General features: G+C 62.8%; 16 protein-coding genes. 5 read left to right on the top strand and 11 right to left on the bottom strand.

Translation table 11 applies throughout. From position 1 onward, the window contains the following. The first annotated feature begins 222 nt into the window (after window positions 1-222). Window positions 223-1,329 (top strand): ADP-ribosylglycohydrolase family protein, encoded by a 1,107-nt coding sequence (locus VGM51_02725; protein ID HEY3411950.1) that lies wholly within the window; start codon window positions 223-225, stop codon window positions 1,327-1,329. Further along, window positions 1,326-1,739 carry a PPC domain-containing DNA-binding protein gene (locus VGM51_02720; protein ID HEY3411949.1) on the top strand — a complete coding sequence of 138 codons (414 nt, stop codon included), beginning with the start codon at window positions 1,326-1,328 and terminating at the stop codon, window positions 1,737-1,739. Before VGM51_02725 ends, VGM51_02720 begins: the two co-directional genes overlap by 4 nt. Window positions 1,740-1,842: 103 nt before the next feature. On the opposite strand, the gene VGM51_02715 is transcribed toward VGM51_02720, so the two are convergent. The 11 genes from VGM51_02715 to VGM51_02665 all read right to left on the bottom strand — a co-directional run bounded on the left by VGM51_02715 (window position 1,843) and on the right by VGM51_02665 (window position 11,515). Then, window positions 1,843-2,394: a PEP-CTERM sorting domain-containing protein gene (locus VGM51_02715; GenBank protein ID HEY3411948.1), complete on the bottom strand. Its 552-nt coding sequence runs from the start codon at window positions 2,392-2,394 to the stop codon at window positions 1,843-1,845. A gap of 91 nt (window positions 2,395-2,485) precedes the next feature. Continuing rightward, a complete protein-coding gene (locus tag VGM51_02710; protein HEY3411947.1) occupies window positions 2,486-3,325 on the bottom strand; it encodes a hypothetical protein in 840 nt (279 codons plus the stop codon). Between the two features lie 7 nt (window positions 3,326-3,332). Then, a complete protein-coding gene (locus VGM51_02705; GenBank protein HEY3411946.1) occupies window positions 3,333-4,352 on the bottom strand; it encodes an ATP-binding cassette domain-containing protein in 1,020 nt (339 codons plus the stop codon). A 93-nt stretch (window positions 4,353-4,445) separates the two neighbouring features. Continuing rightward, a complete protein-coding gene (locus VGM51_02700; protein HEY3411945.1) occupies window positions 4,446-6,053 on the bottom strand; it encodes a sialidase family protein in 1,608 nt (535 codons plus the stop codon). Window positions 6,054-6,278: 225 nt separating this feature from the next. Continuing rightward, complete coding sequence (gene cobO / locus VGM51_02695) at window positions 6,279-6,845, bottom strand: cob(I)yrinic acid a,c-diamide adenosyltransferase (protein ID HEY3411944.1); 567 nt, start codon at window positions 6,843-6,845, stop codon at window positions 6,279-6,281. Beyond that, entirely contained in the window at window positions 6,842-7,180 is a 339-nt protein-coding gene (locus tag VGM51_02690; protein ID HEY3411943.1) for an SdpI family protein, read from the bottom strand. Before VGM51_02690 ends, cobO begins: the two co-directional genes overlap by 4 nt. Before the next feature lie 84 nt (window positions 7,181-7,264). Next, on the bottom strand, window positions 7,265-7,528 hold the full coding sequence (locus VGM51_02685; GenBank protein HEY3411942.1) for a hypothetical protein: 264 nt from the start codon (window positions 7,526-7,528) through the stop codon (window positions 7,265-7,267). 93 nt (window positions 7,529-7,621) lie between these two features. Further along, window positions 7,622-8,323, bottom strand: a complete 702-nt coding sequence (locus tag VGM51_02680; protein ID HEY3411941.1) for an endonuclease/exonuclease/phosphatase family protein — start codon at window positions 8,321-8,323, stop codon at window positions 7,622-7,624. A gap of 6 nt (window positions 8,324-8,329) precedes the next feature. Beyond that, window positions 8,330-9,298: a decaprenyl-phosphate phosphoribosyltransferase gene (locus VGM51_02675; protein HEY3411940.1), complete on the bottom strand. Its 969-nt coding sequence runs from the start codon at window positions 9,296-9,298 to the stop codon at window positions 8,330-8,332. Between the two features lie 24 nt (window positions 9,299-9,322). Continuing rightward, window positions 9,323-10,306 carry a PKD domain-containing protein gene (locus tag VGM51_02670; GenBank protein ID HEY3411939.1) on the bottom strand — a complete coding sequence of 328 codons (984 nt, stop codon included), beginning with the start codon at window positions 10,304-10,306 and terminating at the stop codon, window positions 9,323-9,325. Window positions 10,307-10,399: 93 nt separating this feature from the next. Then, window positions 10,400-11,515, bottom strand: coding sequence for a M48 family metalloprotease (locus VGM51_02665; protein ID HEY3411938.1), 1,116 nt, complete (start codon window positions 11,513-11,515; stop codon window positions 10,400-10,402). Window positions 11,516-11,990: 475 nt separating this feature from the next. Between VGM51_02665 and VGM51_02660 the strand changes: the two genes are divergently transcribed. The 3 genes from VGM51_02660 to VGM51_02650 all read left to right on the top strand — a co-directional run. Continuing rightward, window positions 11,991-14,828 carry a glycoside hydrolase family 20 zincin-like fold domain-containing protein gene (locus tag VGM51_02660; protein HEY3411937.1) on the top strand — a complete coding sequence of 946 codons (2,838 nt, stop codon included), beginning with the start codon at window positions 11,991-11,993 and terminating at the stop codon, window positions 14,826-14,828. 95 nt (window positions 14,829-14,923) lie between these two features. Beyond that, a complete protein-coding gene (locus tag VGM51_02655; GenBank protein HEY3411936.1) occupies window positions 14,924-17,701 on the top strand; it encodes a glycoside hydrolase family 20 zincin-like fold domain-containing protein in 2,778 nt (925 codons plus the stop codon). 125 nt (window positions 17,702-17,826) lie between these two features. Then, window positions 17,827-20,430: beta-N-acetylhexosaminidase (locus VGM51_02650; protein HEY3411935.1), on the top strand; the 2,604-nt coding region annotated here is incomplete at its 3' end.

Raw genomic sequence — 20,430 nt, 5'->3', positions numbered from 1 at the left:
CGGAGGACTTGAGATTTGAACCACGGAGGAAACGGAGGGCACGGAGGTGCTCTGAGGGATACTGCCGGATTCAATATGTCCGGCGCCGGATAGTCGAACAGTGTTCTTCAAGCGCTGACGCAACCACGAGCAACGTGTCTTGACCTTGTCGCGCGCTGGCCTGAACACTGTCATGGCGGAGCCGGGCGGACCGCCGTGAATGGGAAGGGTAGAGGACTCAATATGCCAACTCTCAAAGACAAGTTTCGTGGCTGCATCGCGGGATCGTGGATCGGATCCGCCATGGGGGCCGCCGTGGAAGGGTGGTCGCGTGAGAAGATCCGCGAGACGCACGGCTATCTGGAAGCACTGCTCCCGTACCGGCATTATTCCGAGTACACGGAGTGGAACCGGCCGGCGGGTACGACAGAGGACGGCATTGAACGGCAGAAACTGATCGCCACGGCGATTATCGACAAGCAGGACCGCATCCTGGCGCACGACCTCGTGGCCGTGTGGCTGCGCGACGTCGATCCGGCGAAAATCGTTTACAAGCAGGAGCCGTTCGACGCCTCGCTCCTCAACCTTGCGCGCGCGGGGGTGCCGCCGTCGGAACTGGGCCGGCTGTGGCCGTTCCCCAACGTTGTGTCGATGGCGCGGGCCTCGCACCCGATCGGGCTGATCAACGCGGGAGACCCAACGGGCGCGGCGGACGACACGTTCGAGGCGGGCAAGGTCTACGCGAAGGAGACATCGTTCGCTCTGCGTTGGGCAGCGCTGTACAACGCCGCCGTGGCGGAAGCATGCCGCCCGGGAGCGACGGTGGAATCGGTGCTGGCCGTCGCCAGGGAGTACTCGCGCTACCGCGCCGAGGCGGGCAGCCTCTACGCTCTGTACGACACAATCGAGCGCGACCTGGACCACGCGCTAAAGGCCGCTGAAATCCACATAAACCCGATGGAGATGCGCGACGCGTTCTATGGTCGCTACTTCGGCGGCGAATACCACAACTATGGCGTGTCGCAAGCCAACGAGATCGTGTCAAAGGGCCTGGCGGTCTTCGCGGTCACCAAAGGCGATCCGAAAACCGCCATCACCACCGCGGTGAACTTCGGGCGGGACACGGACTGCCTGGCCGCGGTCGCCGCCGGCCTCGCGGGCGCACTTTCGGGGGCTTCGGCGATCCCGGCGGAATGGACAGCCACCGTCAACGAAGCAACCCTCGCGGATCCCTACACAAACAGCAAGCGCACGATCGAGGAAACCGCGGACGGCATTTATGGCGCTTTCCAGGCTCGCCGCAAGCGCCTGGCCGAATACCTCTGCGCCACGGAAGAGGCTGCGGCGTGACGGCGCGCAGCATCGAGTTGGGCCGCGTCGTGCTGGTCCGGATGGACCCCGGCGAAGATGTGCTGACGGCTCTCCGCGCCGCCGTGGAACGGGAAGGCATTCGCAACGGTGTGATCCTCAGCGGTGTGGGATCGCTGAACGCATTCAACGTGCATGTCGTCGGCGTGCCATCGCTTCCCACGTGCGATGTCTTTGTCCACGGAGACGGCGCCTACGACATCCTCACGCTGGCGGGGACGGTGATCGAAGGTCGCGTACACGCCCACATAACGTTCTCGGACACGGAAAAGGCCTATGGCGGCCATCTTGAAGAAGGGTGCCGCGTGCTGACGTTCGCGGTGGCGGTGCTGGCGGAGACGCCGGGCGCGGAGTTGACCGGTTGGGACGCGGTGGGGCCATTGCGCGCCTGACAATCTGTGCGTTCGGTAGGCGGATATTCAGCGCGGAGGATGTGGGAGTTTTAACCACGGAGGAGACAGAGGTCACTGAGGTGCACGGAGGATATTAGTGGATTCAGGATCTGCGTCGTCGGACGACAGAATAGAGCCCCGCAAGCGCTGACGTACCCACCAGCAACAGGCTTGAGGGTTCCGGTACCGAAGGAGCGGCGGTTCCCTTGATCGTAAAGGCGGTCAGCCGGTTCGGGTTCGGTTCCGGGAGGGCTGCGACGGTCACGGTGCCGCCTCCGGCGAAGCCTTCGTAGCGACCCCTGCCTTTGGAGATCTGGAAAGTTCCTTCCCACGGTTGCCCAAGCCATCCGCCGACGCTCAGAAACCCAAGCAGGCCGTTGCCTTCGCCGTCATCGAGGTCCAGGGATCCGTAGAGTGGCGCCATATAGCCAAAGGCGTACGCAAATGCTTCGGCTTCTTCGGACGCGGTCGCGTTTGTGAAAGCGGTGACCAACTCCGAGCTAGTTCCGACGAATCCCCAGTGCACGCGGGTACTGCCCCCGGACGATGAGGCGTGTCCGATGTACTGACCGTCCAACGAGATGGTCTGCGCGTCCGCCGACTGGAACAGAGCGAAGGCGAGCGTTAATAGATACAGTGCTACCAGCCTGAGCATTCTGATTGTCTCCTTGCTGGAAGACGACTGCCGGCCTGTCAGCGTTCCAGCCTTCCTACGAGATCTCTTTACCGGCTGGTCGCGGAGGAGTTCAGCCTTTAGGGGAGTAGACGGTTTTGGACCAGGCTACGACCGTCTTTCGGATCTCGGACTCGTGTCCGGACAGCCAGCTTCCCGTTTCGCGGGGCGCATGGTTGCGCAGCCAGGCCTTGGCCTCGGAGCCCTTGCCGACTACGAGCATGTTGGAGAAGTAGCCGAGCGCGGCGGAGTGCCGACGCTCTTCGCGCCAGGTCGGATTGTCGTCCTTTCGTGGCTTGCGAAGGGCGGCCAGCAGATCCGCCTGGTACCCCTTGGCGGAATCCAGCGTCTGCTGAGGGAACTTGGCCGTCTGGTTGACGTACCGCGCGCCGTTCCAGCCGATGATGAGCGGCATGGACGGGCAATACGCGAAGGCCAGGTCATCGTAATAGGCCCATATGTTGTTGTCGTACATGATGATCTCGGGGCGGCCCCGCCCATCGAGGTCCTTCACGGCGGTGATGCCCTCGATCTGCCCGCCGGGAAGATCGATCAATCGACGGAATCCGCCATCCTGGGTGAAAACGACGTTCGTGAAGCAGCAGTGCAGCCCACCGGAGAACATATTGACCACGAGTTCGGGGCTGCCGCCGCCGTTGATCTCGCGGATTGCGGTGTTGGCGACGATGGCGTCACTCAAGGCTGCCAGCACCTTGCCCTTCGAGTCCTTGATCTCCACGCGGGCCTTACCCTCGCTGAAGCTACCGACAGGCGCCTGGCGGACGGTGACCGTGAGGTTTCCCCACTTCATGGTTCCCGACTCCGGCGGATGGGAGTCGGACGGCCTGGGCGCCGCGGCCGCAGCGATCGCGAACAATGCGAAAACTGACACCACCAGGAATTGTCTTAGCATATGCACCTCACACGGGATCAGCGGTCGAATCCTGAATCCCGAATCCCGAATCCTGCTTGCCCTGGAACAGGTTGCGGATGACTTCTTCGGCGCCCATCTCTTCGATGGTGATATCGGCAACCGGAAGCGCGTCCAGCACGGCCGCAGCGACTTTGGTGCTCTTTTCGCGGGGGACCTCCAACGTCATAGACACGCCGTCGAACTCGCACACTTCGCCAAACCGCTCCACGTCCACGCGCTCCACGGTTGTGAGGAACTTGAGTTTCAGCAGCTTGGTGTGGCTGTACCGATCCACCAGGACGGCCAGGCGGTCGGCGAAGACCACCCGCCCGTGGTCGATGATGACGACCTTTTCGCACAACTCCTGGATGTCGTCCATGTAATGGCTGGTGAGGATGATCGTGGTTTCCTGCGACCGGTTGTACTCCTTGATGAACTCGCGGATGCGCTTCTGAGAGACAACGTCCAGGCCGATGGTCGGCTCGTCGAGGAACAAAACGCGCGGGCTGTGGAGCAGGGCGGCGATGAGTTCGAGTTTCATGCGCTCGCCGAGGCTGAGCTTGCGCACCTGCGTGGTCAGGAGACGGCCCACATCCAAAAGCTCGGTCAGTTGGTCCAGCGTGGCCTTGCACTGCGCGTGCGGCACTTCGTAGATCTCGCGCAGCAGGAGGAACGACTCCGACGCCGGGAGATCCCACCACAACTGGTTCTTCTGCCCCATCACCAGTGAAATCTGACGCTGGAACGGCTGGCGGCGCTCCCACGGGGTGTAGCCCAGGACCGTCGCCTTCCCGGACGTTGGAAACACGATGCCAGTGAGCATCTTGAGTGTCGTTGTCTTCCCGGCGCCGTTGGGGCCGAGGAAACCGACCAGTTCGCCCTGCTCGATCTCGAAGGATACGCTATCCACCGCGGTGACCGCCGTCTTCTGACGTGAAAACAGGCTGCGCACTGCCCCGCCGAAGCCGGAGGCGCGCTTGGTGTTGTAGAACGTCTTGGTGAGTTCGGTTACCTGGATGACGGGCATGGGCGGGGTTTCAGGGTCAGGTCAGGGCATAGGCGGACATGCCCATTGTAGACATTGCCCGCCCCGCGGCGCCCGATGGTTCCGATGCCGCCATCACCTCCCGGCAACGGCGCTGGAAGCGTAGTAAATGTCGGGGTCGGGACGCGGGCCGTAGGACGTTGAGTTCAGTACGTCGCGATTGTCGCCCCATGCGATGTGGAACGACAGGCCGTCCGTGGCGATCCCGATGTAGTCACCCATGTAGTTCGCGGCGATCATGGGGTCAAAATTGGGGTTGACCTGTGGAAGAGGCGACGCGACGGTGTTTACCCGGCGGTTCGCCCCAAACGTCTTTCCCCCGTCGCGCGATTGGGCCAGGTAGACATCAAACCTCTGGTTATACGGGTCGTTGCGGCGATCGTACCATGCCACGCCGATCACGCCGGCGGCCGTGACCGTGAGCGCCGGGAAGAACTGATCGTTCAGTGTTTTGTCATCGTTCAGGCGGAGCGGACCCGACCACGTGCGCCCCTGGTCCAGCGAGCGGATGAGGTAGACGTTAGACCGATCGGAACTGCAGGGAATCGTGGCGTCGCCGGGAAACATTGTGGGCGCCGATGCGTAAGCCATGTAGACGACGCCGGTATGCCCGTCCACGCCCACCGACGGGAATTCGTTTGTGCGCGGGCCGCCCGCGAGAACACCTTCCGTGGCGTTGCCGATACGGTTCACCGCGGCCACCATCTGGCTGCTGAGCGCAAACGTGGCCCCACCGTCATCGCTCCGCGAAATGTACTGCGTGCCGGTGGGAGTCGCTGCCTGGGTTTCCTCCCAGGCGCAGTAGACCTCTCCCGACGGCCCCACCGCCGGCGCCGCGCCGGAAACATACGAACCGCTGGAGTAGCCGTAGTATTCCGTCTGGTAATGAAGGGTGGATACGGGCACGGCCGCGCTCCAGGAGGCGCCGCCGTCATGTGAATGCGCCATCATGATGCGCGACGTAGTGCTCCGCACGGCGTTGGAATAGGTGGTCGAAATGTACTGGTTCCAGGCGACGTAGAGCGTGCCGTCGCGCGGGCCGCCCGATGTGTCCACGGCGATTTCTTCCTTGTCACTTAACGACTGTACGACATCACTCGCCTGCTGCCTGGAGGTATTCAGCGGCAGGCTGCCCGCGTTGACGGTCACCGGGTTGCCGAAGGTGCGCCCTCCGTTTGTGGAGCGGGAAACGGCGATTACGGCGCGCCCCCCATCGGGGCCGTTGTAATCGAGTACCATGGAGGCGTAGTAGAACACGCCGGCCCGGTTCACGACCACGGACGGATCGCCGACGCTCACCGTACCCGGCGCGGACGGAACCCCGCCGCCGTCGGTCCAGGTAACGCCTCCGTCCATGGAGAAACTGTATCCGTTCATCGAGCGGGACACGCTGCTCAGCGCGGCGCTGTCGTTGTACCCGGCAACAATGTTCCTCCCGCTCACGGCGATACTGGTTGAGCTCTGCGTGGTCGAGGGAGCCTGCGGAGCGTCACGCAACTGGGCCAGGTCTTTTTCCGCGTCGTTGATCCGCTGGTCGCCGGACTTCCCCCCGCGCCCCAGCAGGCTCAGACGGGGGCGCACCACGGGTTTGGACCAGATACCGGGGAGATCGATCTCTCCGCGGGAATAGCGGAGAAGGAGCTCACCGGAGGGGGACACGCGGCAACGGAGCGGTGGGGGCACTGTCGTGTCCGCATGAACAGAGTTAGCAATGAATGCTGCTGCCAGCATAGTAAAACAGCGACGGTTCATCCCGGGAGTCCTTTGTAGAGTGCCGGCGCGGGGCCCAGCATACCGGCCCGCGCGCTCTAATCCGATTTGTCCATCCTTGGTTACAGGTTAGCGCGAACACCCACCATGACGAACACACGATGACGGCAAGCGCCGCCGAAGCGCCGCCGTAATCACTTAGACGTCGATTCCCTTCTGGGGTGGCACGCCGCGCTGGTAGGGGTGCTTGATTTCGCGCATTTCCGTCACGAGATCGGCGGCCTCGATGAGCGCGGGGTGCGCGTCACGCCCGGTGATCACGATATGCAGGCCTCGAGGACGGGCGCGGATCGTCTCGAGGACGTCCTCCACCGGCAGCCAGCCGAACGTGATGGGATAGGTAATCTCGTCCAGGATGACCACGTGGTATTCGCCGCTGTTGATGCGGTCCTTACAGATCTGCCAGCCTTCCCGCGCCAGCGCCTCGTTGGACGCGTTGTCATCGCGGGCGACCCACGTGAAACCGTCGCCAAGCCCGACGATCTCCACGCCCATCGCCTCGCCAAAGCGGTTCTCCGCGGCCCTGAGGCTCTTCTTCTTGATGAACTGGAGCATGCAGGCGCGCATTCCCCGACCCATCATCCGTAGCACGATGCCGAGCGCCGCGCTGGTCTTGCCCTTACCGTTTCCCGTGTAGACGATGAAAAGCCCGGCGGGGGTGGAGGATGGGGGACCGGGTATGGGGGATGGGGGATCTGTGCTCATTTCAATGTTGCCAGGTATCTGAAACTCAGGATGATCATCATGGCGAGGCCCGCCAGCATTACGGCCGTGCAGTCGAGGGAGTAAGCGTCAAGGGAAAGGCCCTTCACGAACCGGAGCGCCACCGCGCAAATCGCCGTGATCGCGCCCGCCCAGATCATCAGCCGGCCGCAGTACGCGTTGGCCTCGTACCAGATCCGCTCATTGCCCGGCTTCAGAGTCTTTTGAACCCGCAGTCCGTACCACGCGTTCGGCGGGACGCGTCTCGCCGCCATGGGGATGCCGAGCATGGCGAACAGGCCCCCAATCGCCACGTACGCCCCGAGAATCGCCAGCATCGGCCACCCTCCACCCCGTCACGTCAATGCGGGCCGAGCGACAGTTCCATCGCTCGGCCCGCGCGGAAACCGGAGCCTGAAGCGCTACATCTCGGCGCCGCGAAGAGCCTTCGCAAGGAAGACCACGATGGCGTATATCACGATTCCCCAAAGCGCCAGCGTGAGCAGGCCCATCGTCAGCCTGAAGGCGAAACCCAGAAGCCCGAGGACGAGAACGGCAACGACGCCCAGAATGAGCACGCCGACACCCATCCGGACCGCATTCCAGAAGCCCTTGCCCTGGACCAACGCCACGATGAAGACTATCAGCGCCAGAAACTCCGCCAATCCAAACAGGAACTCTCCCATAATAGTACCTCCATAGACCTCGGCCGAAACAGCTATCACTCAGCGTTACGCCGGCGGGCCCCTGGAAGTTTCACTTTGGCGGCAAGCGCACGTTCACACACCCTGAACGAACCGCAATTCCACGACCACGGGGCGGTGGTCGGACGCTAGCGACGGGATGGCGTACGTTTCCTCGACGCGCCACTGCTGCGTGCCGTAGACGTGGTCGATGCAGGCGGCCGGGTCATCCGCGGGAAAGGTCGGATCGGAGGTGCCGAGGCGCGTTAGCCCGGCGGCGGTCAGGACGGCGTGGGCGCGTCCGTCCGGGCCTTCGTTGAGATCGCCGGCCAGCAGTGCAGGGAGCTTGGCATGGCGGATGAAGCGTGCAGTCGCCTCGGCCTGCTCCGCTCGCTCTTCCTCGGACAGCCCCCAGTGGGTGCCGAAAATCGCGATAGGCCCAAACGGCGCTTGTACGTGCATCTCGACAATGCCACGCGGCTCCTCCCCCAGCGGAAGATGGTGCGTGTGCGCGGCGATGAGCGGCAGGCGCGACAGGGCAAGATTTCCGTACCCCGCTCCGAGGGGCCACTTGAGTGTCGCGCCGAATACGGCCTTCATGCCCAGCGCCTTCGCCAACAAGCGCGGCTGATGGGATCTCCGCGAGCGGACGACGCGGCAGTCCACCTCCTGCAGGCACACCACGTCGGCGTCCGTATCCTTGAGGACGCCTGAAACGCGCGGGATGGAGATGCGGCGGTCCATGCCCGCGGCGTGATGGATGTTGTATGTAACGAGAGTGAGTTTGGATTCAGACATGGGTGGTCAGTGCGTCAGGCCGGCGGCAAGCCTGGCGACCGCGCAGGCGAGCGCCCAGAGCGCCGTGTTGTAGCGGAGAGGCCCGTCGTGGAGGAACAGCGCTTCGGGTGATTCGCCCTCGTTGCGCCGGTAAACGAGATACAGGTAGCGATAAATGCCGTAGACCACGAATGGGATCGTGAAGGTGAGCAGGTGGTTCGCGAACCTCCACGCCGGGGCCGCGGCGGTGTTTGTCGGCGTGAAGTAAGTGTAAAGGGAATAGGCGAGAAGCGCCGAGGACGTGACGACGCCGATCATCTGGTCCAGCAGCGGAAGGCTGTATTCTGCGAGCACCTCGCGCATGGGAGCGCCCTGGTTGTTGGAGGACAGTTCCGCGCGGCGTTTGCACAATCCGATGAACAGGGCCAGCAGCATCGTACACAGGGCCAGCCAGAACGACGCCGGAACGTGTATGATCACCGCGCCTGCCACGGCGCGCACCACGTAGCCGAGGGCTAGCACCATCACATCCAGCAGCACAACGCGCTTCAGAAACGTGGAGTACGCGAGCGTGAGGGCCAGGTACACGCTCGAGATGAGCCCGAACCCCGGATCCATGAGCCACGCCGCCGCGAGGCCCAGCAGCCCCAGGATGATCGCCGCGGCAAGCGCGGACACGGGGGACAGCCGGCCGGAAGCGATCGGGCGATTACGCTTGGCCGGGTGGCGCCGGTCGCCCTCCGCGTCCAGCAGGTCGTTGAGGATATAGGCCGACGCGGACAGGCAGCAGAAGATCACGACCCCGGCGGTCGCGCGTCCGAAGTCGGCCAATGTCCGTCCGGCGCCCAGCGTAAACAGAAACCCCGCGTAGAGTAGCAGGTTCTTGATCCACTGGTAAGGGCGCGCCGCGCGCAGCAGTTCGAAGAGCATGGGGATCAATGATGAATGACGAGCGATGAATGCCGGCTGCGGGTGACGCGCCCGTACTTCATTCATCGCTGATTATTCATCATTCTCTTTTCAGCCGTTGACCTTTACGGTGGCGGTCTTCACGACCGGTTTCATCACGCCGGTGGGGTCGCTGACGGTGAGGGTAACGGTATACGTGCCCTCCTTGCGATAGCGGAACGAGACCTTCCGGCCGATGGCGTCTTCGCTCAGTCCGTTGGCGCTGTCGAAATCCCAACTGAACTTGAGGCCCGCGCCACCGTTCGCGGAGCCGGTGAATTCCGCGGTATCGCCGACGGCGATCTCCTGGTCTTCGCCAAGGGATACGTCGGTGATGGACAGGTCCATCTGAACGATGGAGATATCGCCGATGTAGAACGAGTCGGTCGCGTCGCCGAAGAGGAGCATGCGGTTGACCTTGAAGTCGGCCCATTTAGCGGCTGTTCCGCCGGAGCCGTGGAACGCGGCCAGCGGCGCGTCCACGCCGATCCAACCGTTCGAGTTGATTTCGGGGTCAACCGGCAGATTCACCGCTGCGAGCCGGGAATTCCCGCTGAAGAGGACAACCCGGAGCGCGTGGGTAGCAACGGTGAGAGGCGCCTCTTCCTGCCCCGTCACACCGGTATAGCCGCGGCCCGGCACACCCCCCGGCATTCCGCCAGGCATCGGCGGCCCTGCTGGCATCCCCTGGAAGAACCCGCCGCCGGGAGCGAGGCCGCCGGCCTCGGTGGACCCGCCCGTGCTGCTCTTGAACTTGATGTTGAAGCGCATCGAGACGCCGTTCTGTCCACCGTAGCGGCTGAGGTCCAGCGGCTTGATGAAATCGATGCGGGCGCCGCTGTAGTATCCCTCGGTGGCAGCCAGAATCGAGCGCGCCCCGTTCAAGGCTTCGTCTTTGCTCTCCGTGGCGGAGCCGCTACCCCACCCTCCCAGCACGATGCCGGCTTCCTGCGCGGTCTGACCCTTGTATACGGGCGCAAGCACCTGCGTGCCGCGCCCGGGACCGGCAACGATCGTGGCAGCCAGGGCCGGGACAATCCATAAACTTCGTCGCAAAGTGGTCTCCTTTGTCAGCATTCAGGATTCAGCATCCAGCATTCAGGCTTCGTTTCCCGTCCGGGATGCTGAATGCCGGATGCCGGATGCCGACTACGTGTTCAGTCTAAGATACTCGCTGAGGAGTACGTTGAAAACCTTTTTCCGCGCTTCCGCGGCCACAGCGGCGGGCGTCGATTTCGCCAGGCGGGCGTCCGCGTCATTCACGCTGATGACCACGCGGTTTCGCGCGACGATGTCGGTGCCGTTTTTCGCGACATAGACTTCGCGCGCCGACAAGTCCTTGTTCAACAGGTCGTTCAGTTGTTGTGCGGCGGCCTTGCCGCGGTCAAGCGCCGCTGTTTTGCCATCCGGCGCGAGGGTGATCACTGTCTTATTGTCCATCACCAGGGCCGCAGCGTCCACATCCTTCACGGGCTCCACCGTTACGCGCAATGACTTCATGACCGCCCGCCGGTTGATATCCACTCCGGCCTTTTCGAGCGCGTTTCGCAGCGCGATGGCCCTGTCCGCGCTCCACGGGTGGGTGCGGAAGATTCCGAGGTCCACGGCGGATGAGCCGGAATGCTGTTCCGTCCGCGCGAGGCGTTCCATGAAGGTCAGCATTCCCACGGCGTTGTACTTGGACTTTAGCATCAAGTTCATGCCGCCGGCGTCCGCATCCTTCTCGAGGTCGATCGTATAGCCGTTGATTTTGCTGGTCTGGAGAACGCCGATCACCTGCGCGGGGGCGGTGATATCCTTCCCCGAGAAGATCCCCGCAAGCAGAACGGCCATCGTCGCGAGGTCCCATGGCTGGGACTTCTTCATGATCTTCTTCGCGTGATGATGGTCGGCGTGGGTGATTTCGTGGGCCATCACGCCGGCGAGTTCGTCATCGGACTCCGCTGAGTCGATCAGGCCCTTGTAGACATAGACGAAGCCGCCGGGAAGCGCGAAGGCATTCACGTCTTTCTCATCCAGTACCTTGAAGACGTAGACATCCTTGGGGCTGTTGAGGGATTTGACGAGGGACTGGCCGATATCGCTGACGCGTTTGGTGAGAGCCTCGTCCTTGCAGAGTTTGGACTCCTTCTCGACCTCCTTGGCCGCTTCCTCGCCCATCTTGATCTCATCCTTCGAGAATTCCGCGCGCGCGGGGACGGCGATGGACATCACCATGAGAAGGGCGCCGAAGATCGGGACAAAGCGACTGGCTTTCGTGAACATTCTTACCTCACGTGCATTATACCACCCGGTGAAACGCTCCGGATTTGGTGTATACGGTTTCAGGCGGCAATAGGAGACCGGGAGCCGCCATGAAGATGGACGCTCGCGACCCGCGCGGGGTTTCGCATAGCGGCGGGAAAGGGTGGCCGAAGGCCGGGTGACCCGCCAAAAAGAGGAAGCGCCCCGCATACCGCGAGGCGCTTCGCAAATCGACCGTCGAATTGTGACCGTGTTGCCAACTCGACGGGGACGGGGCCAGGAACAACCCGCTCATCGGCGGCGCTGGGCCCTTCAAAACTTATTATGTCATGGATGATCGCAAAATGGACCGTTCATGCAAAAAAAACCGAAAAAAGTTGCCGCCGGACCGCCTCGCACGCTTGACGTCGGGGCACGATAGCGGTCGGGATTGACTTTCACAGCCCCGTTGCCTCAATATGGACTGTTGTTATATAACAATGTGAAAGGCAAGCCCATGTTGAGATTCGCCCTGGCCGCCCTGCTGTGCAGCGGCGCCCTCTCGGTTATTCCCGCGTTCGCCGCCGGCCCCGCACCCCTGGCGGACCTTTCCGCGGGGCATCTGCGCTTCTCGTTGAGCAAGTCCTCCGGGATGGAGCTCACCGTGCGCGGCGTCCCGTTCATCCGTGAGTCCACGTTCTACATCGTTAAGCCCGGGTGGACGGGCGCCTACCTGAACCAGGACAAAGACGATCCGGAGGTGACCACCTCCTCCGAAGGCCGCACGAAAGTGGCCACCGCGACCTTCGACAAGTTGAACGCCTACGCGAAGTATCGCTTCGAGGTCCGCCCGGACGACACGTTCAAGGTCACGCTCACTTTCGCCAGCAAGGGTCCGGAGTCCGTGGTGGAGTACGACGCCGGTTACCTGAACGCCAATATCCTGCAGGGCGCGAAGTTCACAGCGGAAACGGTCAAGGGCAAAGTAAGCGGCGTGGTACCGCTTTTCGCGAAGAGTGCCGACCAGGTCGAATCCAAACTCGCCCCGAACATGTCACACGCGGTGTTCGAGACGGCTTTTGGCCGTATCGAGATGACCGTAGAGGGCACCTCGGACATCACGAAATCGCTCACGCTGTTCGACGCCCGCAAAGGCGGACAGGACTGGGCGCGCAAGAACCCTATTTTCTGGCTGGGAATCGGCGTGCCGGCCCCCGCGCTGCCGCCTGGCGAGCACACCATCACCATCACGTGGAAATTCGGAGAGCCTGCACAAAGGACCGTCGTCGCCTCCGCCGCCGGCAAGGCGAAGGTGGTTCCCGTGAAAGTCGCTCAGAGTCCGTTCGTCGTCGAAACACCGGTTATCCCGCGGCCGAAGGAGATGAAGCCAGGCAAGGCTCTGGCCCCGTTCCGGGTGATGCCGGGCAAGACCAGGATTCTGATCTCGGACACGGCGAGCGAAGAAGAGATACAGGGCGCCCGGGAACTCGTCGCGGAGTTCAAGGAATTCTGGAGCGTGCCGGTGCGGATCGAAAAGGTCAATGTCGCAACCTGGTCCGGTGAAACGGACAATGACGCCATCGAGCTGTTCCTGGGTTCCGCGCTTCTGCCTCCTCCACGCTCCGGGGAGGTGGAAAGGGTCCGGCACATCCGCGAGACCCTGTCCCACCCCGAGTCCTACTTCATGGGTTCGCAGCTAGGCGGGGTCGCGGTTCTTGGGGGCGATCCGCACGGTGTATACTACGGCGTCCAGACCCTGAAGCAGTTGATCCGTGTGGACGCCAAGGGTGTGTACATCAAGCCTGTGGAGATTTCGGACTGGCCATCGCTTTCGATGCGCGGCGTCCACTGGTTCGGCGGGCCGGACGCGTGGCCGTTCCACAAGAAGATGATCGACCGCGTCCTCTCGGCGTTCAAGATGAACACGATGGTCTTCCAGTGCGATTACACGCAGTGGGCCACGCAGCCGAAGATCTGGAGTTCCGAGCGCAGCAGCACGAAGGCGGACGTCAAGAAAGCCGTGGATTACGCGCGGGCGCACTTCATCGAGCCCATCCCGCTGGTGAACACGCTGGGACACAGCGAGTGGCTCTTCTGGAACAATCAGAATCTCGATATCTGCGCCGATCCTTCGAAGCCGTTCGCCTATGACCCCGAGAACCCGAAGACCTACGAAATCGTGATGCCGATTATGCAGGAAGCCGTGGACCTGTTTCAGCCGAAATACTTCCACATCGGGCATGACGAGGTCACGATGAGCGGCCAGTTCCCCAAGGCGGGCTCGAAGAAGACCGCCGGTGAGCTTATCCTGGCGGACACGAACAAGATGCACGACTGGCTGGCCGCCAAAGGCATCAAGACGATGATGTGGGGCGACATGCTGCTCCACGAGACCGAGGTAACGGACGCCGGCCTGGCCCCCACAAAGGCGGATGCCGTGGCTCGCCGCGCGGGCGTCCCGAAGGACACCATCATCGCCGACTGGCATTACCAGGGCAGCGACCCCGCTTTCCCGAGCGTGGCGATCCTCCAGAAGGACGGCTTCCAGGTTCTGGGCACAACGTGGTACGACTGGGGCAATATCCAGAACTTCAGCCGCGTGCTGAACAAGGAGAAGAGTCTCGGCTTCCTGCAGTCTACGTGGGCCGGCTACAACATGTTCCCGGACATCGTGAAGGGCGACTCCTTCAACCAGTTCGTGGCCTACCTGCTCGGCGCGGAGTACGCGTGGAACGGCGGTAAGCCGAACGTGGCGGACCTCGGTTACCGCCCGGACGACGCCTTCCTGGCCGTCTGGGACAGGCGGCCCGTGAGCATGGTGAAACGCGCCGGGTTCACGGTGGACTTCGGGGTTCCGAGTTCCGAGTCCCGCGTTCCGAGTACCATCCCGGAACTCGGAACGCGGAAGTCGGAACCGATGGCGCTGAGCGGCATCACGTTCCGACAGTCAACGCCGATATGGCTGGACGGCGCCCTGAACCCGCCGGGCGAGTGGCCGAAATCGGTGACCATCACGCTGAACCGGAAGGCGGCCGATCTGCACTTCCTGTGGGGCGCCACATTCGCCGCAGCGAAGGACACACCGGTCGCGACGTTGAAGGTCACCTACACGGACGGTGCGACCGTTCAGGCGCCCATCGCCTACGGACGTCAGATCTTCGCCTTCACGGACGCGCAGGCCGGACCGCAGACGACGACAGCCTGGACCGGTACTACGCCGCGGGGGCAGAGCGCCAGCGTGCGCCGCTGGATGTGGACAAACCCCAACCCCGCGAAAGCAATCAAGAGCGTAACGCTCAGCAGCGCCCAGTCCGAGGCAGCGCCCGTCCTGCTCGGCCTGACCGGCATCGAGTAGGCTGATTGCTTACCGCAGAGGACGCGGAGGCCGCAGAGGAAGTCACTGAATCAGCTCCGCGGCTCTCTTCGTCCTCTGCGGTGAAAGAGGGTTATATGCTTCGCTACTTTGTGGCTCTGGCGCTTGCCGCTTCCGCTGCGCACGCGGCACCGCTCATGGAGATGAAATCGGGAGACCTGCGGTTTCAGGTGAACGGCGGAAGCCGGATGACGCTCTTTGTGCGGAACGTGCCGGTCTTTCGCGACCAGAGCCTGTTCGTCATCAAGCCGGGCTGGACAGGTGTGTACATCTACCAGGACGACGCCACGCCGAAGTGCGCTTCCTCGGGTGAGGGCGGGGTTCAGGTTGGGACGGCGGAGTTCACGGCGGAACAGGGCTACGCGCGCTACCGCTTCGAGCTGCGGCCCGACCTGTTCACGCTCAAACTGACCTACGGCTGCAAGGCGGAGCCGCCCGCTGAGGCAACGCTGTATACCTACCTGAACGCCAACCTCTTTGAGGGCGCGCCGTATACCGCCAACGGCGGGCGGTCGGGCAAGGTGCCCCTCGTCGCGCCGCCGGCGGCGACTACGCTTCTGCGGGACATCTCTCAGATCACGTTCCAGACGAAACTCGGTCCGGTTGCGTTGACGATTGAGGACGACGGCAAGCCGGCCTCGATGCGCCTGGACGACTACCGCAAGGGCGAAGCCGAGTGGGCGCGCAAAAACCCAATGCTCTGGCTGGGGATGGATGTGAAGCCGATGCCCGCGCCGGGCGAGAAGACACTCACGATGACGTACAGGTTCAGCCCCCCGGCGGCAGGGCCGCTGCCGAAGTCGATGACTGTCAAGACTACGGTCACGCCGGACAAATCCGCGCTCGGCCCGTTCGTCCCGGACTTTCCGATCATCCCGAAGCCGAAGGAGATGGATGAAAACATCCGCCCGTATCGATTGAGCCAGGGGAGCCATCGCATCATCATCTCGGATAAGGCAAGCGAAGAGGAAAAGCAGGCGGCGCGGGAGTTGCAGTCCGAGTTCCGCGACCTCTGGGATACGCCTGTGCGCATCCTGAAGACTGACCTCACGGGATGGGACGGCGGCCTCGAAGGAGGTGGGATCTACATAATTCAACCTCAGGTCATCCCCCGACTGATGGCCATCGGCGGAAGCCGCAATGACGCTCATTTCCGTGCCTTGATGAAGCGGCCCGAAGGATACGCGCTGTCGGTGGACCATTGGGGTGTCATCGTATTTGGGTCGAGTCCGCGTGGCGCGTACAACGGAGCGCAGACGCTGAAGCAACTGGTTCGCGCAGACGAAAGGGGCGTATTCCTCAAGGGTTCCGAGATCGGCGACTGGCCAACCCTCGGCGTTCGGGGTGTCCATTGGTTCGGAGGGAGAAACTCCCACCCGTTCCACAAGCGGATGATCGAGAACATCGCCGCGCCGCTGAAGCTGAACACGATGCTCTTCGAAGTGGAGTACGCCGACTGGGAGGCCGTCGCCAAGCCCGATGCCGCCCGCGGCATGAGCAAGACGGACGTGAAGAAGACCGTGGACCTCGCCCGCGCCCATTTCATGGAGCCGATCCCGGAGGTCACCTCGTTTGGAAACTCCGACTGGATGTTCGTGAACGGCCAGAACAAGGACCTGCTTTACTCGGACAACAAGCGCTCGTTCGACCCTCACAACCCCAAATCGTACGAACTGCTCTTCAAGGTCTTTCAGGAAGCGATCGACCTGTTCCAGCCGAAGTACCTGCACATCGGCCACGACGAGATCACCGTGAAGCCCGGCTCGCTCCCGCCGGCGGGCGAGACGGAGTCGGCGGTGAAACTGATCGTGGACGACGTCACGAAGGTCCATGACTGGCTGAAGCAGCGCAACGTGAAGACGATGATGTGGGGCGACGAACTGGTCCACTTCCCCGAGGAAGCAACGGACGCGGGCAACGCCCCGACGCTGGCGGACGGCAAGGCGATGCGCGAGCAACTGCCGAAGGACATCGTCATCGCCGACTGGCACTACCAGGGCGATTCGCCCCGCTATCCGAGTTTCGAAATCCTGAAGAAGGCCGGGTTCGACGTCATCGGCTGCTCCTGGTTCGACCGCAACAACATCCGCTATCTCGCGAAGGCCATCACCGCAGCGCAGGGACTGGGGATGATCCAGACCACATGGGCCGGTTGGATCATGTCCGAAGACATCGTCCTCAAGGAGAACCTGTACCAGTTCGTCGCCTACCTGCTGGCCGCCGAGCACGCATGGAACGGCGGCAAATACAGCCTCGATGAGCTGGGCTACGATCCGGAAGCCGCCTTCCGCCACTTCTGGGACAGGAAGCCGGTGGACCGGACCTTACGCCCGGGCTTCACGGTTCAGTTTCGAGTTCCGGGTTCCGAGTTCCGAGTGACGGAACCAAAGCCCTCGGCTCGCGGAACTAGGAACTCGAAACTCGGAACGCGACTGGCCGGTGTGTCGTTCGCTCAGGTCGCTCCGTTGGCGCTGGCCGGGGCGCTCTCCGCAGGACCGGTATCCGTAACGTTGCCGCTGGGTGGAAAGAAGGCTTCGGAACTCGCTTTCTTGTGGTCGGGCACGCTGGCGACTGCCATGGACACCGAGGTTGCCACATTGAATGTGATGTATGCCGATGGCAAGACGGAAACTGTCCCGGTGCTGTATGGCGTGCAGATCGCCGCGGCGACCGACCAGCGGGCCGGCGACCAGAACGTGACGGTGAACCGCAAGAGCGTCCAGGGGATAGCCACATCGCAGCGCGTGTGGAGGTGGACGAATCCGAGGCCCGGAACCGGTATCAAGAGTGTTACCGTGGAGTCCAAGCGTACCGAATGCGCACCTGTTCTAGGGGGACTGACTGGAATATCGTAAGCACACCCGAATCGACCACGGAGGGCACGAAGGACACGGAGGAGCACGGAGGAAGACAAAAGCAATTCCTCCGTGTCCTCCGCTTTCTCCGTGGTGGAAATCGACATAACACAAAGGAATACCTGATGATTCGAATGATAGTTTTCGCTCTCTTCGTGTTGGGGCTGCCGATGACGCGGGCCGAGAACCTGGACCTTTCCGCCGGGCATGTGCGGGCCGTGTTCTCGCAGGGACGGCACCTGCGGCTTTTCTACAACGGTATCCCGGTCACCCGCGAATCGCATCTCTACGTGGTCAAGCCTGGGTGGACGGGTCCGATCCTGAACCAGGATCAGGAAATACCGAAGTTCACGACCGCTACCGAGGGCGACGCCAAAGTCGGAACGGTCGCGTACGAGACCGACGGCGCATGGGCCAAGTACCGCGTGGAAGTCCGGCCGGACGATACGGTCAAGATCGCGGTCACCTGGGGCAGCAAGGGCGCGCCGGCCGAGGTGGAGTACACCAACGGCTACATCAACGCCAACCTCATATCGGGGGTGCCGTTCAAGGCGGAAACGATCGACGGCCCCAAATCCGGCACGGTGCCGATGTACGCCACGACCGACGATCAGAACGCAAGCCAGCTCTGCCCGCTGGTGAAGCAGATCACGTTTGAGAGCCGCATCGGCCGCATCGAGATCGCCGTGGAAGGCACCGACAAGGACACGGCGGCGATGAAGCTCTTCGACGCGCGCGGCGGCCAGCAGGACTGGGCGCGCGCTAACCCGGTCTTCTGGTTCGGCATCGGTGTACCGCAGATCCCTGTCAAGCCGGGACAACAGGGCGTGACTGTCACGTGGAAGTTCAGCAATCCCGTGGCGAACAAATCCGTGGAAGGCATGGCCACAGGCGCAAAGGTGAAGGACATCGACACCGCCCGCGTTCCGTACCGCGCCGAACTGCCGGTGATCCCGCACCCGAAGGAGATGAAGGTTGGCGAGGGCAAGGCGCGTCTCGACAAGTTCAGCCGTATCTACGTGATGAAGTCGGCCTCGCCTGAGGCCAAGCAGGGCGCGAAGGAACTCCAGGCCGAACTCGAGGACGTGTGGGGCCTTAGCCTGCCCATCGGTGACCTAAACGGTCCGATAGACGAACTGCGTAACAGCGTGGATATCTATGTTTGGCCGGTTGGCGACAAGTACGAGGCCAGCCTAACACCACCGTCCAATCCTGAGGCCTATAGGCTCCTCTCGGGGGAATACGGCGTGTCTGTTGTCGGCTCCGACCCGCGCGGCGTCTATTATGGCATCCAGACGCTGAAGCAGCTCATCCGGGTGGACCAGGACGGGGTGTACATCAAGGCCGTGAAGATACGCGACTGGCCCTCCATGCCTTTCCGGGGCGTTCACTGGTTCGGCGGGCCGCAGTCGGTCCCGTTCCACGAGGCGATGATCTCCAAAATCTGCGCCGCGACGAAGTTGAACCAGATGCTGTACCAGGTGGACTTCTCGCAGTGGAAGTCGCAGCCCAAGATCTGGGACAAGGGTCGCTCCACACCGTTGGCGGATATGAAGAAGACCGTGGACTATGCGCGGGCGCACTTCATGGAGCCGATCCCTCTGGTCAACGGCCTCGGTCACGCCGACTGGATGTTCGTGAACGGCCAGAACCTGGATGTGGCCACGGATCCGGTGAAGCGCTACCAGTACGACCCCACCAAGGGACGCGTCTACACGGACATCCTGTTCCCGGTGATGCAGGAAGCGATCGACATCTTCAAGCCGAAGACCTTCCACATCGGCCGAGACGAGATCACCACCGGCGGCCTCTTCCCGCCGAAGGGCGTCAGCAAGCCGGTGAATGACCTGATCCTCGAGGACGTCAACAAGGTCCACGACTGGCTGAAGGCGAAGGGCATCGCCACGATGATGTGGGGCGACGAGTTCCTGCACTGGCCGGACGAAGCCAACGACGCCGGCAACGCGCCGGACGTGCCCACCGCAAAGGCCCGCCGGTCCGGCTTGCCGAAGGACATCATCATCGCCGACTGGCACTACGATGCCCAGAAACCCGATTTCCCGAGCGTGGGGATCTGGCAGAAGGAAGGCTTCCAGGTCGTGGGATGCCCGTGGTATGAGCGCGGCAATATCCAGAATTTCGCGCGTGTGCTGGGCAATGAGAAGGCGATGGGCCTCTGCCAGACGACCTGGGCGGGCTATTCGATGAGCACCGACCTCGTTGGCGGCGCGAGTTTCATCCAGTTCGTGGCCTACCTTCTAGCTGGCGAGTACGCGTGGAACGGCGGCCAGCCCGGCCTGGACGCGCTTGGCTATGACCCGGATGAGGCGTTCCGCACGTTCTGGGACCGCAAGCCGGTGGACATGTCCACTCACAAGGGCTTCACGGTCGAACTGCCGGTTCCGAGTTCCGAGTTTCGAGTTCCGAGCCCCATCCCCGAACTCGGAGCCAGTCACTCGAAACTCGAAACCCTTGCGGGCACGACGTTCAGCGTTGGCCCGGCGCTCTGGATGGCGGGCGCGCTCAATCCGGCGGGAGAATGGCCGAAATCGATCGATATCCCACTTGGCGACCGCAAGGCCGGCGAATTGCGCTTCCTGTGGGCGACCACGAACGTCACCGAGGCGGACACGGTCGTGGCGCGCGTTAAGGTCACATACACTGACGGAACCACCGTGGAAAAGCTTATCGCCTATGGTGGGGCCATCTTCGCGTTTGAAGACCTGCGC

Source organism: Armatimonadota bacterium, assembly GCA_036504095.1.
Taxonomy (GTDB): Bacteria; Armatimonadota; DTGP01; order JAKQQT01; family JAKQQT01; genus DASXUL01.
The sequence above is the reverse complement of the archived record's forward strand: the minus strand, read 5'-3'. Positions and strand labels throughout refer to the sequence as shown.